Here is a 26,282-nt window from a genome sequence, read left to right on the forward strand (position 1 = left end):
AACTTGAATTCATTTACAATTAAAGTTTTAAGGCTTCCAGCACTCCCTGCTTTCGGAAGCCTTATTTTATATCTCTAATATAATGAATTTCAGTTAATTAACCACTAACTAAACGGCATTAATTGTAGATTTAATTCTCTTTTTCAATTTGGTATGTGAATTGCTAAGAAATTCATCATGAAATTAACTTCACTGATACTTCTGGTCTTCCTTACTTTTTCAGCTATGGCTGAAAGGAATGATTCTCTGCCTCCTGTGGAAGAGCGCTTGAAAATTCAAGAGGGGGTTGCGAGTTATTATGGCAGAAAATTCCACATGAGAAAAACAGCTAGTGGAGAAGTGTATAATATGGAAGAGTTGACCGCTGCCCACAAAAACCTTCCGTTTGGAACCATGCTGAAGGTGACCAATCTAAAAAACGGTAAGGAAGTTTGGGTACGGATCAATGACCGATTGCCACAATCATCCAAAAGGATAATTGATTTGTCTAAAGGAGCTGCGCAGGAATTGGATATGATTCGGGATGGAATTGTCAAAGTTAAAATTGAAGTGACGGATGAAGAAGCAGTCATGTCCTTAATGGAACATTTTCAGGACGACAAGCCTGATGACCTTCGTCTGAGACCTTATGAAAACCCCATTGAAATTGAAAGACCTTGTATTTTATCCATAGGGTTAGAACTCCAAACGAGCGCCAGGTTAATCGCCATGAATACGCTGAATAGTTAAGCTGTTCAGATCGTAAAATATTTCAGTTTCTAGTCTCCTGATTTTTCTGATATCGGTTTGATTTTTTATAATCAAGCAAGTAAGATTTTTATTTCACCTCTTGTAATGATCCTTTTCAAGGAAATTTATGCTTTTCAGCTTTAATATTTCTGTTTCATCCTTGCACAGTATTTAATTATTTAGTTTATTAAGGCTTTCTTTTGAAAAGTCTTTTATGATGCGGAATAAACTGATTTTCATTTTACCCTTTTTTCTTGGTTTTTTTTCCTGTACTGAGGAAAAATCCGATTCCCAAGATCAGCCTTTGGAGTCCTTCAGGGCAGAAGTCTCAGCAACACCCGTACGGGTAGCACTTTCAGAGCGTAAAACTTTCGATTATTTGATCAATGCCACCGGTAAAATGGAGGCAATAGAACAGGTCAAAGTAATTGCAGAGAGATCTGGTTATTTACAAGAACTCCTGGTTAAGGAAGGGGATATGGTAGAAAAGGGTAAGGTTTTGGCCAGGTTGGATCAGACAGAGGCTTTGCTCAAATTGGAGAAAGCCAAAATTGCTGTTAAGAATGCGGAGGTTAACTATAACTCTGAAAAGTTGAGTTTTGAAAGAATCCTCGAAAGCGGGGATCAGAAAAGAATAGCAGAGATTGAAGAACAGCTCAAGGTGAAAACAAACCTGTTAACAGCTGAAATAGAGTTAAAGGAAGCAGAGATGGACTTAGAAAAAACCATCATCAAAGCGCCAACCTCAGGAAGAATTGCCGATGTGAAAGTGAAAAAAGGGAGTCTGGTAAATGCTGGAGATGAGTTTTTTGAAATCCTCAATACCAACCTGCTCGAGCTCAAGGTTAAAGTTTTGGAATCCGATATTAACCTGATCACTTTAGGGCAAAAAGCAGAAATTTATCCAGTAGGGGATGGTTTTTCCAACCTTACCGGTACAGTCAGGAGTATCAATCCCAAGGTAGATGAAAATGGACTGGTTCAGGTGTCTGTTCTTGTAACAGGTAACCGAGGTCTGCTGCCTGGGATGAATGCCAGGGCTATTATCCGTGCACCTCAGAATAACAGTATTGTTGTGCCGAAGCAGGCTTTGGTCTACCGTTCCAATCGACCGGTCGTATTTACCATCGAAAAGGAAGAATCCAAATGGAATTATGTGGAGGTGGGGAAGGACAATGGTGAAGAGGTGGAGATTCTCAGTGGAATAGAACCGGGAATGACTGTCATTACTTCCAATAACCTACAATTGGCTCATCAGGCCCCAGTACAAATCATTAAAGATTAACCGCTATGGTAAGATTTTTATTGGCAAGACCCATAGCTGTCCTGATGACATTTTTGGCCTTGATGGTCTTTTCAGTCATTGTTTTCCGAACCTTGCCGATATCCCTTTTGCCGCCAATTGATGTGCCGCAGATTGTGATAAAGGTGAATTATCCAAATGCCTCCCCTGAAGCCATTGAACAGAATGTACTTTCCCCCATTAGAGAGGGTCTGATGACGCTTAATGGTCTGGAAGATCTGGAAAGTAAAGCGGGTTCGGAGGTGGGGACTATCCGCCTGACTTTCGATTATGGCACCAAGATGGAATTGGCTTATATAGATGTCAATGAAAAGATTGATCGACTGACCAATAGCCTTCCTTCAGATCTGGACCGACCCCAGGTCATCCGTGTCAATACCAATGATATTCCGGTAGTGCGTGTTCAGGTCATTCCCAAAGAAGGTTTTGATTTTACTGAGGTGTCTCTGCTGACTGAAAATGTGCTCAAGAAGAGACTAGAGCAGCTAGAGGGCGTATCCCTGGTGGATATCAATGGAAAAAAAGAAAGGATCATTACGGTAATCCCCGATAAAGCCACACTCAAAGCCCTGGGGATGTCAGAGGAAAATGTCATCAATGCCATCAGGTTTGGCAATGAAGAACTCCCAGGCATTTCTGTGGAGGATGGGCAGTTCCGGTATTATTTAAGACTTGCTACCAGGGTAGATAGCCCTTCAGATATTCAAAGACTACCCGTAACTTCATCAGAAGGGGTGACCTTGGATTTGGGTCGAGTGGCAAAGGTTCAATATGAAGTGAATGAGGTGATGGGGCAACATTTGTTTGGTGAACAGGAAGGCTTAGTGATCACAGTGCACAAGCAGGCAGCCGCCAAAATGAATGAGCTGCTTCCCAAGGTATATGAAGCTATCGAAATTTTCAAAGAGGATTATCCTCAGGTAGACTTTGACCTTACCCAAGACCAATCTGTATTGCTCAATGCAGGAATTAGCAACCTGCAGACGTCCCTGATTTTCGGAGGTCTTTTCGCTTTTGGAGTCCTTTTTGTTTTTATGGGTAACTATAGAACACCCATTATTATCGGTATTTCATTGCCTTCTTCTTTGGTTATCAGTTTTCTGGTATTTTACTTTTTTGATATCTCCATCAATGTGATTTCCCTTTCTGGCCTGGCACTGGGCCTGGGGATGTTGATCGATAATTCCATTATTGTACTGGATAACATTACCCGCAAAAGAAAGGAAGGTTTGGCTTTGTTTGATGCCTGTGCAGAAGGGGTAAATGAAGTGATGTCAGCTTTAATCAGCTCGGTATTGACGACTTTGGCGGTGTTTGTTCCGTTGGTGTTTTTGAGCGGGGTTTCAGGTGCTTTGTTTTTCGATCAGGCAGTCTCAGTGGCAGCGATATTGGGAGTTTCCCTGTTGGTAGCATTTATTCTTTTGCCCATGTTGTATCACTTTTTCTTCAGGAAGAAGGCTCAAGAGCCATTGATGGAAGAAGACAGCAGGTTTTTCAAGTTGGTGCTTAAAGGTTACAAAAAACTTTATGTTAAGATTTTTGCGAAAAGAAAATTGAGTTTTGCCATTTTCCTGGTTTTTATCCCATTGGGACTTGGTTTGGTTTATTTGTTGGAAGTTCAGGGTTTGCCTCCTATTGAAAAGTTCGACGCGGTGGTCAGGATAGATTGGAATGAGCCGATAGGTGTGGAGCAAAATAAGGAAAGGGTTATGGGCTTGTTAGAAGCATTGGAAGGTAGATATGAAAAGTCGGAAGCAGACGTTGGGGTCCGGCAGTTCTTATTGTTTGATGGGGAAAGCTCCTTACAGGAAGCCAATCTCTATTTCCTTTTTGAAACCCAAGAGGAGAAAAATACAGAGATGGAACGTATGGGAGGCATGATCAGAAATGCTTATCCAAATGCCTTATTCGAAATATCAGATGCCCCAAATGCTTTTGATCAGTTGTTTTCTTCCAATATGCCTTTTTACGAAGTGAGGTGGAAGGATTTAACTACTAAACGTCCGGTTGATGAAGAGAAAATGGATGCCTGGCTATCGGAGTTTCCTCAACAGGAATACAGCAGAGGGCCAGGATTGCAAAAAGAGGCTTCTGTAGTTTTTAGGCTCGATGCTTCTCGGTTGGCTCTTTATGGGATTCAGGCCAATGAGCTTCAGGAACAGGTAAAAAGGCTTTTTGGAGCTTATACCATCACAGATATCAAGCGTTTTGGGGAGATCACGCCCATCAAATTGAGCTCAGAAAGGAAGGATTTTGAAAACATTCTCCGAAACAATTACCTCAAAGGGAAAGATGGGGTAGAATATGCACTGGATAATTTTATCAGGTTTGATTACGAAAACCACTACAAATTTGTCACGGCAGATAAGGGAGGTGTTTATCAATCTGTCATATTGGAAGATGAGGATCCAAGTTCGCATAATGCTGAGATCATCAAATGGGGAGTAGATAGAAACCTTGGGGTTTCTTTCTTCGGACAGTACTTCAAGGATAGGGAAACTATTCAGGAATTGATCGGCATACTGTTGGTGGCTGTATTGCTTTTGTACTTTATCCTTTCTGCCCAATTTGAAAGTTTTGTTCAGCCGCTAATCGTGATTTTTACTTTGCCTTTAGGGGTTGCCGGTGCATTTCTGGTGCTTTTGATTACTGGAAGCAGTCTAAATGTGATGTCAGCGATCGGTTTGGTGGTGATGTTGGGTATTATGGTGAATGATGCCATTTTGAAGATAGACACCATCAATCGGCTTAGGGTAAAGTATTCCAGTGAATTGACAGGAAGAGGAGTCCTGGACAAAGCATTGTTTGAAGCAGGTGAAATCCGCTTGAAGCCCATCATGATGACATCCGTTACGACCATCTTGGCCTTGCTGCCTGTGGTGTTCAGTTCTGGCTTGGGTGCTGACCTTCAAAGGCCTCTGGTCTTTTCCGTCATCGGTGGACTGACGATCGGAACCTTTACGGCCTTGTACTTTGTGCCTTTGGCGTATTGGTTTTTGGCTCGTCATTCTGAGCCGTAGCCTGCGGAGGCGAAGAATCTCCCGTAGTTTTGGTGACTCTTCACTTGGTTCAGAGTGACGAGTATTGGTATAGAACTGGCTGATTATGTTAATCAAAGAAAAAAGATAACAAAATGCAAAAAGGTGGTGCTGTTTACATTTTGACAAATGCTCATCATACCACACTTTATATCGGAGTCACAAATGACTTACAAAGACGTCTTTATGAACATCAAAATGGTTTAAATCGAAACTCATTTGTAACCAAATATAACCTTACAAAACTTATATATTTTGAAGGTTTTTACACAATAGAGGAAGCAATTCAAAGGGAAAAACAGTTGAAAGGGTGGACAAGGAAAAAGAAAATTGAATTGATAAGTAGTTTGAATCCAAGTTGGAAGGACTTGGGGGAAGAAGTAATGAATTGGTGATGTTCTGTCATTCTGAGACGGAGCCTGCCTGTTCGTCAGACAGGCTCGCGAAGTCGAAGTGTCTCCCATATAACAGGAGACCCTTCCTTCGTCAGAGTGACGGTTCTATAAATCTGTTAATGGTAGCGAAGTAAGAGCGAAGAATCCCCTATTATTTGGGAGATCCTTCACCTCCGCAAGCTACGGTTCAGGATGACGTTACAAAAAATGTCATTCTATTCACTGTAAATTCTCAGGGTGACGTGTAGGTACAGAATCTTAATTCTAGCCTCTAGATTCTTGCTTCTAATCTCTCGCTTCTCGCCTCTAAAATTCTAAAATAAAAATGTCACCATTCAGGATCATCATATCGTTCATCGTGCTGAGCATCATAGGTTTCGCTTTGGTGCCTAGGCTGTCTGTGGATTTGAATCCACGAGAGCGTGAGCCTGTATTGACAATTAGTTATGCTGTTCCTCAATCTTCACCCGAGTTGGTGGAAAAGTTGGCGACTTCTCCATTAGAAGGCGCACTTTCCCAATTGTCCGAGCTGAAGAAAATTAACTCGGTTTCCAATTATGACAGGGGGTCTATCACCTTGCGGTTTGATAAGGAGACGGATATGGAATTCAAAAAATTCGAAGTCGCATCCATTGTCAGGCAGGTTTATCCTTCCATGGACCGGAAGGTTTCCTATCCCTTGGTCACCCAATCAGAAGAAAGACGGAGTGACCTCAAAACCCCAATTCTTACTTATTCTGTCAACGGTCCTTTCGCTTCATTCGAGATCAAGAAGATTGCAGAAGATGTGATCAAATCTTCTCTTAACCGATTTGAAGCAATCGAAGAAATTACTGTAAGAGGGGCCAATGACCTGCAGCTTTTTGTGACCTATGATGTCAAAAAACTTCAGGCGCTGAAGCTCGGTAAGCAGGACCTGGAATCTGCCATACGCAGTTCTTTTGGGAGGACTTATCCAGGAGCAGTTGTGAACAGCAGAGAAGAAACACTATTTATTCAGGTTGACCGTTCCTTAAGCAGTTTGAGCCAATTGGAAAACCTGCTTGTTACGACCCGTGAAGGCAAAGAGGTTTTGCTGAAAGATGTTGCCCAGCTCACTTTGGAAGAAGCCGAAGCCACCTCATATTACCGGATCAATGGCAATAACTCTGTTACGCTTTCCATTATCAACCGGGATGGAGTGAATAAGGTGTTGTTGGCGAAGAATATCAAATCCGCTGTTGAGGAAGCTAAAAAACTTTTGCCTGCAGGATTTGAAGTCCGTTTGGAAAATGATGATACAGAGTTTCTGGAAAAGGAACTGAACAAAATTTACAAAAGGTCCGGGCTTTCTATTTTGATTTTGATTGTTTTCATCTTTTTGATCAACCGCAATCTGCGTTACCTGAGCATATTGTTTTTGGGGATTGTAGTCAATCTTAGTATTACAGGCATCATATTATACCTACTGGAGGTAGATATACACCTTTATTCCATAGCGGGTCTGACCATTTCTTTTGGCCTTATCGTGGATAATGCCATCATCATGATTGATCACCTGCATAAGCATAAGAACAGGAAAGTGTTTTTGGCCTTGTTGGCTGCTTCTCTGACCACGATTGCAGCCTTGATGATTGTGTTTTTTCTTCCTGAAGAAGACCGCAAAAACCTGACTGAGTTTTCTGTAGTGGTAGCGGTCATGCTTGGGGTTTCCTTGATGGTAGCTCTATTGTTTACACCTGCTATGTATGAATTGCTTTTCGGAAATAAAGCTAAGAGAGGTAGGATACTTTCTATCAAACAGCTTAGAGATAGGGTGATAAGGTTCCGGACTTTCGAAAAGGGAATAGGGTTTGTGGCCAACTACAGAAAAAGCTTTATCACTGCCTTGTTGTTGCTTTTCGGTCTTCCTGTTTTCTTTCTTCCTGCCAAATGGGAAGGGCAGGAGTGGTATAACAAAAGCATTGGAAGTAGCCTTTATCAGGAAGAAATCAGATCCTATGTAGACAAGTATTTGGGTGGTTCTCTGAGAATGTTTGTTAGGGGTGTATTTGAAAAATCATCTTACCGGGAAGCTGAAAAAACCAGGTTGTATGTGACCGCCCGCCTGCCTTTTGGTAATACGCTAGATCAGATGGATTTTATCATGCGGGAATTTGAAGGTTTCTTGAAAGGAGTGGAGGGAATTGATCAGTTTGTTACCTGGGTACAATCGGGCCAATATGCTCAGATTATCATTACTTTTAAGGAAGCCTATGAAAAATCCGCACTGCCTTATCAGCTGAAGGGAAGGTTGTCGGTCAAGTCCACCGATTGGTCAGGTGCACGATGGACTATCTATGGTGTTGGCCAAGGGTTTTATACCGGAGCAGGGGGAGAGGGGATTCCTTCTTTCAGGGTGACCATGAAGGGGTATAATTTTGATGAGCTTGAAAGACAGTCAGAAATCCTGGCAGAAAAACTTTTAAGACATAGAAGAATTCAGGAAGTCAATACCAATGAACGGCTAGGTTGGAATGAGCAGAAAACAGAAGAATATGTGCTGCGTTTAAATCAAGGCAGTATGGCTCTAGGAGGAACCAATCAATACCAGGTTATTTCAGCATTGAATGATGTTTCCAAACCTGCAGGACCTTCTGTTTACCTTACCCTAGAAGATAAAAATTATGGTTTGATGGTCAGAGAACAGGATGCTGACAAATATTCCAGGTACGACCTCGAGTCGAACAGTCTGATCAGTGGAGAGGACAAGATATTCAAAGTCAGTAATTTTGGAAGTCTTACCAAAGAATCTACCACCAACGCCCTGCATAAAGAGGATAGACAATACATACGTTTAGTGGCTTTCGAATACATGGGTTCTGCCAAGTTTGGGAACGAGTACCTGGATGAAGTTTTAAAAGAAATGAAGGCGACTATGCCAATTGGCTATACAGCATCCAAGCAGACCTGGTCCTATAACTGGGAAAAAGCAAAAAGACAGTACAGTTTGATTTTGGTCTTGATTGTTGGGATTTTATTTATTACTTCTGTTCTTTTTGAAAACCTGAAGCAGCCTTTTTATATCATTATCATCATCCCGATTTCGTTTATTGGACTGTTTTTGATTTTCTCTTTGTTTGATTTTTATTTTGATCAGGGAGGATATGCGGCCTTTGTCATGTTGGGTGGTTTGGCAGTCAATGCGGCTATTTTTATTGTCAATGACCTGAATAATCGGAAAGGGGGAATTTATAATAGGAACATTCTCAAAGCCGTTGCGGGTAAGGCTGTGCCTATTTTACTGACCATTCTTTCAACCTGTTTTGGATTGATCCCATTTATCATGGAAGGGCAGAATGAGATTTTCTGGTTTTCTCTGGCCATTGGAACGATTGGAGGATTGGTGTTCAGTGTGGTGGGGGTGTTTTTGGCATTGCCGGTGTTTTTGTGGAAGAAGAGGGGATGAGCGTTTTTTTGATGGTGTTAGATTTATCTTATTTTGCCGAAGACTTGTAGTTACTAACCTTGATAGAAAGGATTTTATTTGCCCAGGATATTTGTGGTTTGTAAAAAGGTGGATTGGAAATCCATTTTATCTTTTCTCGAAATTGCAAATTTCGAGAAGCGGGGAAGCGGGTAGGCTTTGTGGGTATAGGAATAAGTTCAAGTTTGAAAACTTTGGCGTTTTATTTTAATAATCGAAGTACAGAATAACCCCAATCCCAGGCTGCAGAAGGTAAAAAGGACTTCGTTGTAGGTTATATTCAAATTCACCCTCTCCTTTGTCAGGATTAAATAGGGTGTCCTGTTTCCTTAAAAACTTTGCGGGGGTACTTTCATGATACAAAGCCTTGAATTCCCAATGTCCCTTGTCTCTGTTCTTGAAAGGGAATTTAAGCCCTCCCCCGATTCTATAGGCCATCACCCAATTTGACTGATCTCGGCCTTCTTCGATGGGAACACTGTCCCAACTTTCCCTGATTTTATATCTTGTATAAAAATAAGTCGTACCCAGCTGGGCTTCAATGAATGGAATTACTTTAGCCTCTGGATTAAAATTATATCGCACAAAACCCATCAGACTCAATAAATTATTATTTCTCCTAAGTCTCATTTCGTCATTATAGCCTTGGTAAAGATCCCTTCTTTTTTCAAGTTTGGTTTGGTATGTGCCAACCCCGATGTTCAGTCCTAGATCGACAGGCCTATTGTACAATGGATAATATAGGGTAAAAGTGTACTCAGGGAAAATAATACCTTCAGCACTTTCTCTGAGTTTATTCAATGGGATTCCAAAATTAGCTTGAATTCCACCTGCATAATACTGTCCAAAAGCTGGCCTTATTACAGCAAAAAACAGAAAGATGATGAGAGGATTTTTCATGAGAAAAGTAATTTTATGAAATCAGACCTAATTTCAAATTTACTGGAAAGACATTTATTCTTAATCTTAAGATTTTGCAGTTTCATTTTTTTTTTTTTTTCTAGTTTCAAGAACTAATTTATCTTTAATCATTAAATATTAATATTATGAAAAAGAGTAAATCTATTTTATTGTTTTCAGTATTCCTTTTAGGTTGTTTAATCTTTTCAACTCCTTCAAGGGCTCAGGATGAATCATTACCAGGATCTGATCAAGGTAGAACACCCCAACAAGTATATTGCCCTATAACACAATCAATGGTCACAGTATGCGTTTATCACCCCACACATGGTTGTGGCTCATTAAAGGGATGCCAATAAAAATGAACAGAAGGATTGGAAGTAGCTCAATTTTTAAGGCTACTTCCTTCTTTGATTTATTACTTTTAATTAAATAATTTTATTCAAATATATAGTTCAAAGAAAATATGATGTTTAAAAATAGTTTGTTTACAATTATCATTGTTTTATTTATTTTTTCTTGTAAAAACAATTATGATGTTGACCAAAATTTAACTAGGAGCATTAGATTAGAGAATCAAGAAAAAGCTAAGGCTTCGAAATTCTTTTCCGAAATTGATTATTATTTAATAAAATCTGATGAGAGATTTCCACTAGTGAATCCATATAAAACCTTATTATATGGTTCGAGAATTTTTCTTTTAGATAAATTTCAAAATTTCATATTCATTTACAACCAAGGTGGGGATTTGGAAAAAATTATAAAAGATATTGGAGAAGGACCTGATCAATTTTTGCAAATCGATGATTTTCAAGTAAATAATAATGAAATAATAATTAAGGATGGCAGGACTAGAAAAATGTTAACTTATGATTTTTCGGGAGCTTTAATATCTGTAGAGAAAAATAATTTTTTACTAGGAGACTTTTATAAAGGAGAGGGGGTTGAATTATATTATGTCAATAATGATCCTCAATTCGAAGGGAGAATAATTAAATCCAAAAATGGAAAAATTTCGTCTATGATTCCAATGGAACCATGGATGGAGAATAAATTATTTGGAAGTATCAACGGATTCATGATAAATCCAAATACCAATACCATAAATTATATACTACCTTTTGGATACCAATATTTGGAATTCTCCAACGAAGGTGAATTGATCAAGCAAGTTGAATTTGATTTTGGTAAATATTCGTTCAAATCTGAGCAAAGAGCAAGGTTTAATAATTTTGAAGATGAATCTAAATATTTGGAAGGAACTGAATTTATAAGAAATATTTTTTCAATTCATCCTTTCGGAAATGGATTCTTAATGTATTTAATGCAAGAAAACAGAAATCGCCATTATGTTTGGCTAGATGAAAATTTGCATCAAAAAAATCAATATGCTGGAATTGAAAATGATATTGATGGCATGTTGCTTTCACTGCCTCCATGGACATATTCAGAGGATGCAATCTATTTTCTATATTACCCTGGACAATTTATAAATGATTATAATTCTTCTTTTCCTAACCCCCAAGGTGATGAATTAAAGTTAAATGAAGGGGTGCATTTTTTTGTAAATGAAAATAAGGATTTATTAGAAAGTGAAAATTTTGTTTTAGTAAAATTGAAAATAAAGTAATCGATTGAACAATAGAAAACCCCTGAAAGTGATTTTTGGGGTTTCTTTTTTTGATTATCCGCAATTAAACCAGCTAAAGATATTAAATAGAACTAACCTCTGATTTCGAACCAATATCTATGAATATCCAATCTCGAGAGCCGGGACAGGTTATCAACAAATATCGGTTTGTTAAAAATCTACTTCTAATTTAAGTAGTGGTGTAATTCCGGATATACATATTCTTTTTTTAAGTAAATCCTGTTTTCAAAACACATACATTTTTCCTTTCAATAATTCTCCATTTCTAAAAAAACCTTACCTTTGCAGTCCGTTCGGGTGGACGGGGTTTCTGATGCTGATTTTCAGGGACTTTTATCTATCACTAAAAACCTCAACCTAATGACCCTAAGGTTGTTGAAAATCAGGGTTGTTCAATTATTATGTCTAAACAAAAAGAGTTTAACTGGGACGATTTCGACACCAAAGGATTTGGTGAAGGCTATTCCAAGGACAAAAGAGCCGAAATGGAGGCCCTTTACGAAGGCACCTTGAATGAAATCAATGAAAAAGAAGTGATCAAAGGTACTGTAGTAGGTATCAATGATAAGGATATCATCATCAACATCGGCTTCAAGTCTGACGGTTTGGTTCCTGCTTCTGAATTCCGTGATCTTCCTGATCTTAAAATCGGAGATGAAGTTGAAGTATTTATCGAAGAGCAGGAAAATGCATTGGGCCAGTTGGTTCTTTCTAGAAAGAAAGCCAGAATGGTACGTGCATGGAGCGATATCGAAGACGCCCTAGCAAATGATAGCGTAATCGAAGGATTGGTGAAAAGAAGAACCAAAGGTGGTCTTATCGTAGATATCTACGGTGTAGAAGCCTTCTTGCCAGGTTCTCAGATTGACGTGAAGCCTATCAGAGATTTCGATATCTATGTAGGTAAGAAAATGGAAGTGAAAGTGGTTAAAATCAACCATACTAACGATAACGTAGTTGTTTCTCATAAAGTATTGATTGAGAAAGATCTAGAGAAGCAAAAAGCAGAAATTCTGAACAACCTTGAGAAAGGTCAGGTATTGGAAGGTGTGATCAAAAACATGACCAACTTCGGTGTATTCATCGACTTGGGTGGTGTTGATGGTCTATTGCACATCACTGATATCTCTTGGGGCAGAATCAACCATCCTGAAGAAGTACTTAACCTTGACGACAAAGTTCAGGTGGTTGTACTTGACTTCGATGATGACAAGAAGAGAATTTCTTTGGGCATGAAGCAATTGACCGCTCATCCTTGGGATGCTCTTTCTGCTGAATTGGAAGTTGGTTCAAGAGTGAAAGGCAAAATTGTTAACGTTGCTGACTACGGTGCATTCCTTGAATTGGCTCCAGGAGTTGAAGGTTTGATCCACGTTTCTGAAATGAGCTGGTCACAGCACTTGAGAAACCCTGCTGACTTTGTGAAAGTAGGCGATGAGATCGAAGCAGTTGTATTGACTTTGGATAAAGACGAAAGAAAAATGTCTTTGGGTATCAAGCAATTGACTGAAGATCCTTGGACTAAAGGTGACATGGCTGCTAAATATGCAGTGGGTACTAAGCACAAAGGTGTGGTTAGAAACCTTACCAACTTTGGTTTGTTCCTTGAATTGGAAGAAGGTATCGACGGATTGGTACACGTATCTGACCTTTCTTGGACTAAGAAAATCAAGCATCCATCTGAGTTTGTAAAAGTAGGTGATGAATTGGAAGTTGCTGTTTTGGAACTTGATGTTGAAAACAGAAGACTTGCTCTAGGTCATAAGCAGTTGGAAGAAAACCCATGGGATACTTTCGAGACTGTTTTCCCAGTAGGTTCAGTGCACAAGTGTACTGTAAACTCGAAGAATGATAAAGGTGCGGTTCTTGAATTGCCTTACGGCCTTGAAGGATTTGCCACTTCCAAAAACTTGGAAAAAGAAGATGGTTCTCAGGTAGAAGTAGGTGAAGCTTTGGACTTCAAAGTTACCGAATTCTCTAAAGACGATAAGAGAATCGTTCTTTCCCATACTGCTACTTTCAAAGAAGAAGCTAAGCCTGCTGCTGCGCCTAAAAAGGCTAAGAAAGCTGCTGCTGCTCCAGCTGATGCTCCTGCTGCAGAGAAATCTACCCTTGGTGATATCGACGCATTGGCAGAGTTGAAAGAGAAGATGGAAGGCGGAAAGAAATAATAAGCTAGAAGCGAGAGACGAGAGTCAAGACTCGTGTGTAATATAATAGAAAGTGGCTGTCGGAAGGCAGCCACTTTTTTTGTTCATTCTGAAAATTAAAACTAAGAACTGAGGATGTCGGAAAAAATGTTTAATTTCCAAAATGAAACATTACTATCATTTTTCACTGATCTCACTAGTTCTATTTTCCTGTGGAAAATCCAAGGAACAGAAGCTTGAAATTTCTAATAATTTTTCTTTTGAAGTAGTTGATTCTTTAGACTTGAAGATTCTTGGAAATCCCATGTTAATCGATGTAAGTCCGAACATGGAAAGCTTTGCTTTTTATGATTTCGCGAGTAGAGAATTTGTATTTACCGATCAATCAGGGGATATTTTTAGTCGATTCTCCAAAAAAGAGGACACTCCTGATGCTTATGGATTTCTTATCGAATTTCCAGGCTTTTTAAATGACAATCAAGTTGCCCTAGCCGGAATGAAAGGGATATTTATCTATGATTTAGAAGGGAATATGATTAAAAGACTAGCACATCCTGAGGCTATGGGAGGTGCAGGTTTTATGAGTTTTACTGGAAAGGGAATAGAAACTGTAACGATCAATGGAAAGCAATTTTTGCTTAGCAAATCTGTCCGAACCAGAAATACTTTTCCTGGAGAACAAAAGTTTTACGATAGCTTCCAGGCTTTGGAACTTATCGATATCGAAAATGGGAATTTTACTGAAATTGTTCCATTTGAAAAAGGAAGCCAGTTTTTGGATGGGAACGGTTATTTTGAAAGTGATTATGCACCAGCATTTGAGGCTACAAAAGAAAAACTTTATATCGCTTTAGGGGGAGAACAGCGGTTAAATATTTATGACTTAAGTTCCGAAGGTGCAAAGTTGGATACAATAGTACTTATAAGTATTCCTGGTTTTGGAAAATTGCCTATTACTCCAAGATCAGAATTTGCTGAAGGTTCAATAACCATTAAAGGTGATACTCCAGCTATTAGAAATATTCACATTGTAGACGAAAAAATCCTGATCCATTATTATGGAGGTATTCCAGAAGATAAAATGAAAGAATTAGAGGTTCTTTGGAATTCTGGGGATGAGGAGGGATCCGAAAGGCTTTACAATCAAGTTGAAAATGAAGTCAATCAAGGGGTTTTAATTTTAGACCAAAATACATTCGAAGTAATTGGAAACCTTGCTTTTCCTGACAAAGTTAGGAGAATTGGTTTTGCTTCTGGTGGTGGATTTCTTTGGATGGAAAAAGCTCCAAATGAAGAAGAGGAAGAGGATTTTTTAAGAATTTATAAAGTGAAATTGGTATCTAATTGATCAAAGTATGAAATCTTATTTTTTTTATTTTGATCTTGGCTTGATCAGAAGTTTATAATAGGTTCAAACATAAACTTGATTCAAATGAATAGGAACTTGTGATTTTAGTTTCCGTACTGTCGCGTTTTCTGTAATTTATTCGTCCAGTTTATAATTGGTCAATCCTTTGTTATGAAAAAGCTTATTTTTGGAATTTTTATTTTGGTACTGATGCACTCATCATTGATTGCACAAACGGAGTGGAGGATGAAAGCATTTGTTGGGATGTCGGATGCGGCTTTGTTGGAGAAAGTCAACTTTCTTGGAGGAGCTTCTTATGAAGTGAGTGATTTTTATGATCTGGGATTAAGGATTCAGAGAAAATGGCATCCCAAATGGGCAGTAGAAACGGGAATTTCTTACAGTTTTGCACAAATTTTAATTTCACCAAATATCCCTCCTGGAACCACATTTCCTATAAACGGCCTTTCGATTATTGAGGAGTCTACTGATTTTGAAATGTTGAGCTTGCCGGTGTTGGCTTCTTATCAGCTTTTTGATTTTCTGGCTCTCCAAGCAGGACCAATGTTGAACTTTCAGCTTTCTGATAGCCCAAGCAGCAGACAATCGGGCTTGGGTTATTTGATTGGACTTAGTTTAAGCCATGATTTTGACAAATTTGGATTGTTTTTACAGCCTAATTTCAAAAGGCATGCTTCCATTGTTCCATTTGAACAGAATTATAGAAGGTTGACGGAGTTTGGGCTGCAGTTTGGTTTAGCTTATAAATTAAGTTCTTCTAGGATGAAGTAAGGTTTGATCCACTGCTTTGGTAAATCAGTTATGGGTATGGAAAAAATGAAAAGGTTTTCTGGGTTGGTTTTTGGAGTTTATTTCCTCCTTTCTTTTTCTACCAGTCAACCTTTTCTGCTGTAATCGGCAATTCCCTAACCCTTGTTCCAGTACAATCAAATACAGCATTGGCAATGGCTGCCGCCACAGGCCCTTGTGCCGCCTCCCCAGCCCCCAAAGGTGGGAGTTCAGGCCGGTTGATGACATGTACTTCGACTCCAGGTACATCTTTGGCCCGCAGAATCGGATAACTGTTCCAATCTTTACTTAATATTCCATTTTCATCATACTTGACTGATTCCAACAAGGTCCAACTGGCAGATTGGATCATGCCCCCTTCAGTTTGATTGATCAGTCCATCTGGATTGATGCACTGTCCGGCTTCAATCACACCGACCATTTTGTTCAATTTGAAAGCCTCTTTTTCTGGGACTTTTTCCACTTCTGCCATCACAGCAAAATAGGCAGCGGAGTTTTTGTATTTGGCAAAGGCAATTCCATACCCTTTGTCCCCTGATCGCTCCAGGGCATTCCAGTTGGTCTTTGATTTCAATTCCTCCAAAACAGCGATAGCCCTTTCATCCTTCAGGTTGTTGATCCGGAATGTGAACGGATCAATGCCAGAAGCCTCAGCCAGTTCATCCATAAAAGATTCCAAAGCAAAAATATTGGCGTATGCACCTAAGCCCCTCAATGCAGAGGTTCTTAAGGGGCCATCATAATTATACAAGCGCAACCTGTGATCGGGTATATCATATATAGGTGTCGCATTCCTATAGGCCCCACCCGAATATCCTCCTTTTGAGAAAGCAAAAGACTTTTCTAAATGTCTTGCAGCTATAAAGTTTCCAGCTTCACCCCTTGGCCTTGTGCTGTGGGAATCAGACCAGATTTGGCTGTCCCAGGCCTCGATCTTCCCGTCCTGAGAAACTCCAGCTTCCAATTCCATGATCATTGCAGAACCATATGGTTCCCATTGGTGCTCATCTTCCCTCATCCATTGCAGACGGACGTGTTTCCCCGGTAGCTGTTTTGCAATCAGGGCTGCTTCAGCGGAGACATCGTCTGCACCATTATGACCATAACAACCTGAACCAGGTATGCCAATGCAACGGATTTTTTCCTGATCCATTTGGAAAAGGTCAGTTAATGTGCTTTGCAAAGGATACACTCCCTGGGTAGGTGACCAGACGGTAAGTTGCTCATTCTCCCATAGGGCCACAGCACAGGAGGGACCAGCTGACCCATGCATGTGGTATGGCCTTTGGTAAGTTGAGCGTATTTTTATCTTAGAAGAATTGATGGTTGGACTAATTTTGGAGCTGTCTTCGACCATGAGCGCCTTGCCTTGTTTTGCCTTCATGTCCGTGAAGAGCTTATCAGGAGTAATCTTGATTGGTTCCTCTTCCCATTCTGTTTCTGCCCTCAGCTTTTCTAAACCTTTAATGGCCTGATATTCTCTTTTTGCGATTACTGCGATGAAGTTTCCATCTTGGATCACCTTGATTATCCCCTCTAGTGATTCAATTGAGGCGATATTGATTTTTTTGATTTTTGCATGATAAGTAGGAGGGTGTAAAACCCTGGCATGAACCATTTCGGGGAATCTCAGGTCATGGATAAAATGCTGTTTTCCCATCACAAGATTTTTGATATCCTCTCTTGGGATGGGCTTTCCCACATATTTGTATTGGTCAAAATCCAAAAGAGGTGCTTCTTCTGTAATATTTTTGGTGAAATACTGGCCGTCAACCAATTCCCAGTAAGTGATTTTGTTGTTTTCAGTATCTTGGATCAAGCCATCTTTTACTGTCAATTTAGAATAATCCTTATTCCATTTTTCTGCCGCCAATTGTTTTAAAAAATGCTTAGCCTCTGCTGCTGCCCTTCTTATGGCAATGCCACTTCCTTCGATGGAATTGCTACCTGAAGTATAGCCTTCATTGGCTGTTTGTCCGGTATCCCCATTGATGATATGACATCTTTTCAGATCCACCTCAAGTTCGTCTGCGGCCATCTGCATCAGTGCAGTACGGATTCCTTGTCCCAGTTCTTTCTTTCCTGTCAATATGGTTACATGTCCATTGGCGTCTAACCTGATCCAAGAATCAATCAAATCTCTACCCGCATGAGGCCTTTCAGGTATTCCGGTGTATTCATCTAAAAAAGTCTTGTTTTCTTCAATTGGGCTGCATTGGAGGAAAGGAAACAGATTGAAGCCGATCAACAAATGGCCAGTTGTTTTCAGGAAGTCCCTTCTATTTGTATACTGAAATTTCATGGCTTATAAGTTTGAGGAATTTGCTGCTGCTTTCTTTACTGCTTTGATAAACCGACTATGTGTACCGCATCTGCAAATGATTTTGTGTAGCGCTTCTCTGATTTCCGACTCTGTGGGATTTTTGTTTTTTCTGAGAAGATCGAGGGCGGCAATCAACATGCCGTTCACACAATAGCCACATTGGGCTGCCTGTTCTTCAAAAAAAGATTGTTGTAAAGGATGAAGTTTGTTGTCATTGATGGACAAATTTTCGATCGTTTCTATTTTTTGTCCTTCAAATTGGCCCGAGGGGATTCTGCAGGTATAGGTAGCAGTCCCTTCTATCATCACCATACAGGCGCCACATTGGTGAAGACCACATCCGAATTTGGGCCCATTGAGCCCAAAGTCTTCTCTTAACACATAAAGTAAAGGCTCCTCGGGATCAACTTCTACTGTTTTTTTCCTGCCATTAACTTCTAATTCTATCTTCTTCATCATCGTGAAAGAAAAATGTTGAATCTATAAGCTAATAAATTTCAATGCGAATTCCAATCAGAAGGAGTTTACGAATGCAATTTGAAGATTAAATTAAGGTATCCGGAAACTAAGACATATATGTCAAAATACAGTAACATTTAGATTAATAAAGCATGTCCTAAGGCTACTTTTTTAAGGCTCCATTGGACCTGTTAGTTAGGGAGCTTCTTAAGCGGGCCTGTCTTCTGTGCATCCAAAGTAGGTTTTTCTGCTGGAGCATGCCAGGCCTGTCAGCTTGGCTATGTCAGGCGGGATCTAACCGCTTTCATAGGTTTGCTTTAAATAAAAAAAGCATCTCTTGTGAAGATGCTTATAAGGAGGTCGCGAGCGGATTCGAACCGCTGTACAAGGTTTTGCAGACCTCTGCCTAGCCGCTCGGCCACGCGACCCTGTCTGAATCGGAATGCAAATGTAGAAATTCTGATCTTTTTTACAAAAGATAGACTAAAAATTATCTTTAAACAATCAGAGTAATTTATAAAAACCATCAATAATATTTATTCCAATGTGAGGAGACAATCCAGTCAGGTCTTGACATAGCGCAGAATATCCGAAGATTATTTTATTTATAATGATTCTAAATTGATTTTAAACTCTTAGAACCTGATGTAAATGATTTAAAATCAGTGTATTATTATTGTCGTATCTCTTTTTTTTCAATACTTGTTTGAGTTTGTGTTAAGTTTGAAAAATAGAATCGGGGTAGTACATTTGCAGTGTTTATTAAAAACTTGCACCAAACTGTTTAATAAGTAATAAATATGTCGATCAAGCGCTCATTAACAAGTGTTCCTTTGAGGTTAAGCACCCTGGCGATGCTGTTCTTCCTACTATTAGGAACACAGGTCTACGCGGCTAATCCCGAGGTTTCTGACAGCGAAGAAGCAATTTCGGCTGGAAAGTCAGTTTTCAATGCCAATTGTAAAACTTGCCACCAATTAGACCGAAAGGCTGTAGGTCCAGCATTAAGAGGACTTACAGACCGTCGTTCTATTGACTGGGCTAAGAAATTCATCCGTAACTCACAAGCGTTAATTGCATCCGGTGATGCAGATGCTGTCGGTATTTACAATGAATTCAACCAACTCGTAATGCCAAACCATGAGTTCCTATCAGATGATGATGTGATGAACTTATTGGCTTACATCGAGTATGGGGATAAAGCTGATCCTGCGGCTGCGGCAGCAACCGGTGACGGAGCTCAGGTAGCAGGTGGAGGCGCCGGTATTCCAAGTGAATACTTGACCATTATTCTCGGTGTTCTGGTTTTGGTTTTATTGTTGATATTAATCGTGTTGGGATTGATTATTTCTATCCTGACCAAATACCTGAAAAATCAACAACTTGATGCCGAAGATGAAGAGTTCATCAATCAGAAATCAGATTTCAAGAAATTATTCAGATCTGATGCTTTTGTCATTATTATTACCACTCTGGTAATTGCCCTGGTAGCTAAAACAGCCATAGACGAGCTTTACACTGTAGGTGTTCAACAAGGTTATGCGCCTAAGCAGCCTATTGCATTTTCTCATCAACTCCACGCTGGACAATATGAGATCGAATGTCAGTATTGCCACACTGGCGTTGAACTGGGTAAGTCAGCCAATATTCCTTCTGCCAATATTTGTATGAACTGTCATGCCCACATTCAAAATGTAGGTGGTCAGGAGGGCATTTCTCCGGAAATTGCCAAAATTTATGCAGCTGTTGATAATAATCAACCTATTGAATGGGTAAGAGTTCACAACCTTCCGGACCTTTCTTATTTCAACCATGCGCAGCACGTAGCTGTAGGTGGTGTAGAATGTCAGACATGTCATGGACCAATCGAAGAGATGGAAGTTGTTTATCAGCATAGTTCATTGACTATGGGATGGTGTATCGACTGTCACAGACAGACTGATATCAAATCACAGGGCAACGAATACTATGATAAATTGGTGCAATTACACAGCGGTTCCAAAGATGCTTTGAAAGTGAAAGACATCGGTGGTTTGGAATGTGCTAAGTGCCACTATTAATTTAAATCAATTCAGAACTTACTTTTCTTGAATATACAATGAAAGAAAATAAAAAGACCTATTGGAAAGGGTTAGAAGAACTGACAAACGATGAGACGTTTGTTAAAAATGCTGAAAGAGAGTTTCCTGAGGGTCCATCAAACCTTGATGGTTCCTCCAGAAGGGACTTCCTTAAATTAATGGGCTTTAGTTTGGCAGCTGCTTCCTTGGCGGCTTGTGAGGCTCCAGTAAGAAAGGCTATTCCTTATGTCAACAAACCAGTTGACATCAACCCTTCAATTCCTAATTATTATGCATCTACTTTTGCCTCAGGGGGTGATTATGCATCTATCGTGGTAAAAACTAGAGAAGGTAGACCTATCAAAATCGATGGTAATGAGCTTTCACCAATCACAAAAGGTGGAACAAATGCTATCGTGGAGGCTTCTGTACTTTCCCTTTATGATAAACAAAGATTAGCCGGTCCTCATATCAATGGAGAAAAGTCTGATTGGGCAACCTTAGATGCTGAAGTGAAGTCTAAGTTGGCATCTGCGGGTTCGGTTAAGATTGTGACCAACACCATTTTATCCCCATCTACGGAAAAAGCATTAGCGCAATTCGCTGAGGTTTTTGGTGGTGCTGAAATTGTTACTTACGATCCATCTTCTACCTATGGTATCACGAAGGCAGCAGAGCTTACTTACGGTACAGCCATGCTTCCAACGTATGATTTCTCCAAAGCAAACGTTATCGTTAGCTTTGGTGCTGACTTTTTAGGGACATGGATCTCTCCAATTGAATTTGCAAAACAATACGGACAAGGCAGAAAAATCACCAAAGAGAAGCCTGTCATGTCCAGACATTTTCAGTTTGAATCCAACCTTTCTTTGACAGGTGCAAATGCTGATTACAGAACACCTATCAAACCTTCTCAGAGTGGTTTAGCTATTTTGGCATTATATAACGCAATTGCAAAACAAGCTGGTGCTTCTACTGTTTCGGGAGCTGCTGTTGAAGTAACATACCTTGACAAAGCGGCTAAAGAACTTTGGGCAAACAGAGGAAAATCTATTGTTGTTTCAGGATCAAACGATCCAAATGTCCAAGTGGTGATCAATGCCATCAATGATTTGCTTGAAAACAATGGCGCTACAGTAGACTTTTCAAAGCCATCTCACTTCAGAAAAGGTGATGATGCCAAAATGAATCAGTTTGTTGCTGATTTGAAAGCTGGAAGAGTTGGAGGAGTTGTATTCTACAACTGTAATCCAGTTTATGATTTTGCTAAAGGTGCCGAACTTGCTGAGGGTATAGCTAAAGCTAAATTCTCTTTGGCAACTAACTTGACCATGGATGAAACATCTTCTTTGGTACAGTACGCTGCCCCAGATCATCATTACTTAGAATCTTGGAATGATTTTAATCCAAGAAAAGGAGAGTACAGTTTGTCTCAACCTACTATTTCTCCTTTGTTTGACACCAGACAAGCACAGGAATCCTTCTTGATTTGGGCTGGAAATACAACAAATTATTACGATTTCCTACAGGAGAACTGGAACGCAAGCCTATTCGGTACTCAATCCGAAATCAGCAATTTCCAAGAATTCTGGGATAGATCTTTGTTCAATGGAGTTTATTCCCTAACAGGTGAGTCTACCCCAGTAGTAGGTTCAGCTGATGTAGCTTCGGCTGCAGCTGCTATTGGAAAAAGCTATAAAGCAGAAAGTTCTGCTGTTGAATTGGTAGTTTATACTAAAGTTGGTATTGGAACTGGAGCGTATTCTAACAACCCTTGGTTGCATGAAATGTCCGATCCTATTTCAAAAGCTACTTGGGATAACTATTTAACTGTATCTCAAAAATGGGCCAATGATAATGGTCTTAAAATGTTTGAAGGTGCAACTCAGAAAGCCAAAATCACAGTAGGTGATAAATCCTTGATCGTTCCAGTTTTGGTTCAGCCTGGACAGGCTAACGAAACAGTTGGTTTGGCTCTTGGTTATGGCCGAACTAAAGCCGGTAGGGTAGCTAATGGTGTAGGTGTTAATGCTTACGAATTGTTAGATAGCTCTAAAGGATTCGTAAATTACGACGTGACAGAAGGTGTAAGTATTGAACTTACTTCTGATACATACAAAATTGCTCAAACGCAAACTCATCAGACCTATATGGGACGTGAGTTTGTCATCCAGGAAGCTACCTTAGGGGAATACAAAGAAGATGCTTCTGCAGGAAGATACAGACCACAGATTTACAAAGAAGGTGAATTTGTAAAACCATCTAAAATTTCATTGTGGAAAGGTCATCAATATAGCCAACATCACTGGGGTCTTGCGATTGACATGAACTCTTGTATTGGTTGTGGTGCTTGTACCGTTGCCTGTCAAGTTGAAAACAACGTAGCTGTTGTGGGTAAGCAAGAGGTTCTCAATAGAAGAGAGATGGCTTGGATCAGAATTGACCGCTATTACAGTTCTCCAGAGGGAGCAAGCTCCAATAAAGAACTTGAAATGGCTGCTGATAATCCAGAAGTTACTTTCCAGCCGATGATGTGTCAGCACTGTAACAACGCTCCTTGTGAGACTGTATGCCCTGTAGCTGCTACAACACACTCTTCCGAGGGTCTTAACCAAATGACTTATAACAGATGTATCGGTACAAGATATTGTGCAAACAACTGCCCTTATAAAGTAAGAAGGTTCAACTGGTTCAAATATCATGATAACAAGGATTTTGCGTCTGTTAATATGGCTCAAAATGATGACTTGGGTAAAATGGTATTGAATCCGGATGTAACGGTAAGAGCGAGAGGAGTCATAGAAAAATGCTCTATGTGTGTTCAGAGAATCCAAGCTGGTAAACTGACTGCTAAGAAAGAAGGCAGAAAGGTTCAGGATGGAGACATCAACACTGCTTGTGCGACTGCTTGTCCTACCAATGCAATTGTATTCGGTGATATGAATGATCCTAACAGTAAGATCACTCAAATGCTCAAAATTCAGGAAGATACTACTTCAGCGATCAAAGAAGTAAATGAAGAAAGAGCTTACCATGTATTGGAGGAAATCAACGTGAGTCCAAACGTTTGGTATTTCACCAAAATCAGAAATAAGGATAAATCAGAAGCGTAATTAATAATTTTATAAGATATGCAGGTTACTTCATCCGTACGCGAGCCGCTAATAACGGGCGGTAAAACCCTAAAAGACGTCACCCATGATATCTCCAGACAGGTAGAGGGTAAGCCAACTATGGGCTGGCTTCTTGGCCTTTTGGTAGCCGTAGGTGCATTGGCTTTAGGTTTCATTGCACTATGGGCAACTCTTTGGGAAGGTATCGGTATGTGGGGGCTCAACAAGACTATTGGTTGGGCATGGGACATCACCAACTTCGTGTGGTGGGTCGGTATTGGTCACGCCGGTACGTTGATCTCAGCAGTACTTTTATTGTTCAGACAGAAATGGAGAATGGCAATCAACAGAGCTGCAGAGGCGATGACGATCTTCGCTGTTATCTGTGCTGCGATGTTCCCGGTAATACACATGGGACGTCCATGGTTGGGTGCTTATTGGGCGCTACCATTGCCTAACACATTTGGTTCTTTATGGGTTAACTTTAACTCACCGCTTCTTTGGGACGTTTTTGCGATCTCTACTTATTTCTCAGTTTCTTTGGTTTTCTGGTATATTGGCTTGATTCCTGATTTTGCCACTATTAGAGACAGAGCAACAGGAATAAGAAAGTCCATCTATGGTGCCTTGGCATTTGGATGGGACGGTGCTGCAAAGACATGGAGCAGATATGAGTCTGTAGCTTTAATCCTTGCTGGTTTGGCTACCCCTCTAGTACTTTCTGTACACACAATCGTTTCCTTTGACTTTGCAACTTCAGTAATCCCTGGATGGCATACCACCATTTTCCCTCCATATTTCGTTGCTGGTGCGATCTTCTCTGGGTTTGCGATGGTATTGACGCTGATGATCATCACCAGAAAAGTTTTCAAGCTGGAAGATTACATTACTCTCGGGCACATTGAATTGATGAATATTGTAATCATCATCACTGGTTCAATTGTAGGTATTGCTTATATCACTGAGTTCTTTATTGCTTGGTACTCTGGTGTTGCTGCAGAACAGTATGCTTTTGTTAACAGAGCATTTGGTCCTTATTGGTGGGCTTACTGGTCAATGATGACTTGTAACGTAATCTCTCCTCAGTTATTCTGGATCAAGAAAATCAGAACCTCAATCATTGCTACCTTCATTTTATCCTTAGTGGTGAATATCGGTATGTGGTTCGAGCGTTTTGTGATCATTGTAACCTCATTGCACAGGGACTTCCTTCCATCATCATGGGCGATGTTCTATCCGACCCTTTCTGATGTGGGTGTGTATCTGTTTACCTTCGGGTTGTTCTTCACCTTGTTCTTGTTGTTTGCAAAATTCTTCCCTGTAATCAATATGGCTGAGGTTAAATCTATTGTGAAATCTTCATCTGAAAAAGTAAATAAATAAAAGCATGGAAAGAGATAAGAATTTTATCCTCGGTGTGTATGACGATGAGGATGTGTTATTAGATGCGGTAACCAAAGTGAGAGAAAGTGGTGTGAAAATCCACGAAGTGTATTCTCCCTTTCCTGTGCATGGCTTAGATGATGTACTTGGATATAAAAGAAGTAAATTGCCTATTGCAGCTTTCTTGTTTGGTTTGCTAGGTACAACTTTAGCCTTAACCATGCAATTTTATATGATGAAGTTTGACTGGCCTATGATTATTGGCGGTAAAGACCATGCGGCTTTCCCTGATTTTATTCCAGTAACCTTTGAATTAACAGTTCTTTTGGCAGCATTCGGTATGGTAGGAGTTTTTATGATTTCAAGTAATTTGAAACCATGGGGACAACCTAGAATTTTCGATCTTAGAATTACAGACGATAAGCATGTAATGGCTATTGATATTGCAAACAATGCTGGTTTAGGATTGGATAAGATTTCTGAAGTATTGAAAAGTTCAGGTGCTACAGAGGTCAATAAAAAAAGTTTTGAATAGGTAAATAGTTGTCATGAAAATTACACATTCTATATACGCATTGGCATTTGCAGGACTGGCTTCAGGCTTGGTGTCCTGTGGTGCTTCAGGAGATAATCCTGGTTATGAATATGCTCCTCAGATGTACAACTCTGTTGCTTACGAACCTTTAACTCAGATTGTGAATGAAGATGAAGGTTCTTGGCTTTCATCACGTGAAGATGGTAAAGGTGAATTTTTCAACAGTAATGTGAATAATCCCCACAGAATGAACATGAGAGAGCCTGTTGCCAATACAGTTCCAAGAACTAAAGATGGCTCTTTACCTTACAGGTTGAAAGCTTTCGAACTTGAAGAAGCTGCGAAAATTGAAAACCCTATTGAGTTGAACGATCAGGTTTTGGCAGAGGGTAAAATTTTATTTAACCAATATTGTTCTGCTTGTCATGGTACAGGTGGTGAAGGAGATGGAAAAGCTGGTGAAGTGATTGGTGGTGTAGCCAACCTTAAGGGTGGTGCTTATATCAATCTTCCGGAAGGACATATTTTCCATGTCATCATGAAAGGTAAGGGAAGAATGGGGGCTCATGGTTCTCAGATTCCTCAAGACAGAATTTGGAAAATTGTTCACTATGTTAAACAAGAAATTCAGAAACAATAA

17 protein-coding genes and 1 tRNA gene are annotated in these 26,282 nt (G+C 39.9%); 14 read left to right on the plus strand and 4 right to left on the minus strand.

Annotation, left to right across the window (positions count from 1 at the left end):
• Positions 1-177 precede the first annotated feature (177 nt).
• From ACFFIP_RS15040 to ACFFIP_RS15060, 5 genes are all read left to right on the plus strand, one after another.
• On the plus strand, positions 178-729 hold the full coding sequence (locus tag ACFFIP_RS15040; protein WP_382388518.1) for a septal ring lytic transglycosylase RlpA family protein: 552 nt from the start codon (positions 178-180) through the stop codon (positions 727-729).
• A 214-nt stretch (positions 730-943) separates the two neighbouring features.
• Positions 944-2,014 (plus strand): efflux RND transporter periplasmic adaptor subunit, encoded by a 1,071-nt coding sequence (locus ACFFIP_RS15045; RefSeq protein WP_382388519.1) that lies wholly within the window; start codon positions 944-946, stop codon positions 2,012-2,014.
• A gap of 5 nt (positions 2,015-2,019) precedes the next feature.
• Positions 2,020-5,052: an efflux RND transporter permease subunit gene (locus tag ACFFIP_RS15050; protein ID WP_382388520.1), complete on the plus strand. Its 3,033-nt coding sequence runs from the start codon at positions 2,020-2,022 to the stop codon at positions 5,050-5,052.
• A 113-nt stretch (positions 5,053-5,165) separates the two neighbouring features.
• Positions 5,166-5,465 carry a GIY-YIG nuclease family protein gene (locus ACFFIP_RS15055; RefSeq protein WP_382388521.1) on the plus strand — a complete coding sequence of 100 codons (300 nt, stop codon included), beginning with the start codon at positions 5,166-5,168 and terminating at the stop codon, positions 5,463-5,465.
• A gap of 325 nt (positions 5,466-5,790) precedes the next feature.
• Positions 5,791-8,892: an efflux RND transporter permease subunit gene (locus ACFFIP_RS15060; protein ID WP_382388522.1), complete on the plus strand. Its 3,102-nt coding sequence runs from the start codon at positions 5,791-5,793 to the stop codon at positions 8,890-8,892.
• 225 nt (positions 8,893-9,117) lie between these two features.
• Here ACFFIP_RS15060 and ACFFIP_RS15065 read toward each other — a convergent pair whose 3' ends face one another.
• Positions 9,118-9,810, minus strand: a complete 693-nt coding sequence (locus tag ACFFIP_RS15065) for a hypothetical protein (RefSeq protein WP_382388523.1) — start codon at positions 9,808-9,810, stop codon at positions 9,118-9,120.
• A gap of 466 nt (positions 9,811-10,276) precedes the next feature.
• On the opposite strand from ACFFIP_RS15065, the gene ACFFIP_RS15070 reads away from it, so the two are divergent.
• The 4 genes from ACFFIP_RS15070 (at position 10,277) to ACFFIP_RS15085 (ending at position 15,751) form a co-directional block, all read left to right on the plus strand.
• Positions 10,277-11,440, plus strand: a complete 1,164-nt coding sequence (locus tag ACFFIP_RS15070; protein ID WP_382388524.1) for a 6-bladed beta-propeller — start codon at positions 10,277-10,279, stop codon at positions 11,438-11,440.
• A gap of 422 nt (positions 11,441-11,862) precedes the next feature.
• Positions 11,863-13,632 (plus strand): 30S ribosomal protein S1, encoded by a 1,770-nt coding sequence (rpsA, locus tag ACFFIP_RS15075; RefSeq protein WP_382388525.1) that lies wholly within the window; start codon positions 11,863-11,865, stop codon positions 13,630-13,632.
• A gap of 142 nt (positions 13,633-13,774) precedes the next feature.
• On the plus strand, positions 13,775-14,959 hold the full coding sequence (locus ACFFIP_RS15080) for a hypothetical protein (RefSeq protein WP_382388526.1): 1,185 nt from the start codon (positions 13,775-13,777) through the stop codon (positions 14,957-14,959).
• Positions 14,960-15,130: 171 nt separating this feature from the next.
• Positions 15,131-15,751, plus strand: coding sequence for a hypothetical protein (locus ACFFIP_RS15085; RefSeq protein WP_382388527.1), 621 nt, complete (start codon positions 15,131-15,133; stop codon positions 15,749-15,751).
• Positions 15,752-15,848: 97 nt separating this feature from the next.
• On the opposite strand, the gene ACFFIP_RS15090 is transcribed toward ACFFIP_RS15085, so the two are convergent.
• The 3 genes from ACFFIP_RS15090 to ACFFIP_RS15100 all read right to left on the minus strand — a co-directional run bounded on the left by ACFFIP_RS15090 (position 15,849) and on the right by ACFFIP_RS15100 (position 18,979).
• Positions 15,849-18,071, minus strand: coding sequence for a xanthine dehydrogenase family protein molybdopterin-binding subunit (locus ACFFIP_RS15090; RefSeq protein ID WP_382388528.1), 2,223 nt, complete (start codon positions 18,069-18,071; stop codon positions 15,849-15,851).
• Between the two features lie 3 nt (positions 18,072-18,074).
• Positions 18,075-18,551, minus strand: coding sequence for a (2Fe-2S)-binding protein (locus tag ACFFIP_RS15095; protein WP_382388529.1), 477 nt, complete (start codon positions 18,549-18,551; stop codon positions 18,075-18,077).
• 357 nt (positions 18,552-18,908) lie between these two features.
• A tRNA-Cys gene (locus ACFFIP_RS15100) sits at positions 18,909-18,979 on the minus strand.
• A gap of 372 nt (positions 18,980-19,351) precedes the next feature.
• Between ACFFIP_RS15100 and ACFFIP_RS15105 the strand changes: the two genes are divergently transcribed.
• Genes ACFFIP_RS15105 through ACFFIP_RS15125 form a run of 5 tightly spaced genes read left to right on the plus strand, consistent with a single transcriptional unit; the run spans position 19,352 to position 26,282 of the window.
• On the plus strand, positions 19,352-20,611 hold the full coding sequence (locus ACFFIP_RS15105) for a c-type cytochrome (RefSeq protein ID WP_382388530.1): 1,260 nt from the start codon (positions 19,352-19,354) through the stop codon (positions 20,609-20,611).
• Between the two features lie 38 nt (positions 20,612-20,649).
• Positions 20,650-23,724: a TAT-variant-translocated molybdopterin oxidoreductase gene (locus ACFFIP_RS15110; protein ID WP_382388531.1), complete on the plus strand. Its 3,075-nt coding sequence runs from the start codon at positions 20,650-20,652 to the stop codon at positions 23,722-23,724.
• Positions 23,725-23,742: 18 nt separating this feature from the next.
• Positions 23,743-25,107: an NrfD/PsrC family molybdoenzyme membrane anchor subunit gene (nrfD, locus tag ACFFIP_RS15115; protein WP_382388532.1), complete on the plus strand. Its 1,365-nt coding sequence runs from the start codon at positions 23,743-23,745 to the stop codon at positions 25,105-25,107.
• A gap of 4 nt (positions 25,108-25,111) precedes the next feature.
• Entirely contained in the window at positions 25,112-25,642 is a 531-nt protein-coding gene (locus tag ACFFIP_RS15120; RefSeq protein ID WP_382388533.1) for a DUF3341 domain-containing protein, read from the plus strand.
• A 13-nt stretch (positions 25,643-25,655) separates the two neighbouring features.
• Complete coding sequence (locus tag ACFFIP_RS15125; RefSeq protein ID WP_382388534.1) at positions 25,656-26,282, plus strand: c-type cytochrome; 627 nt, start codon at positions 25,656-25,658, stop codon at positions 26,280-26,282.

The organism is Fontibacter flavus, from assembly GCF_042432905.1.
Classification (GTDB): Bacteria; Bacteroidota; Bacteroidia; order Cytophagales; family Cyclobacteriaceae; genus Fontibacter; species Fontibacter flavus.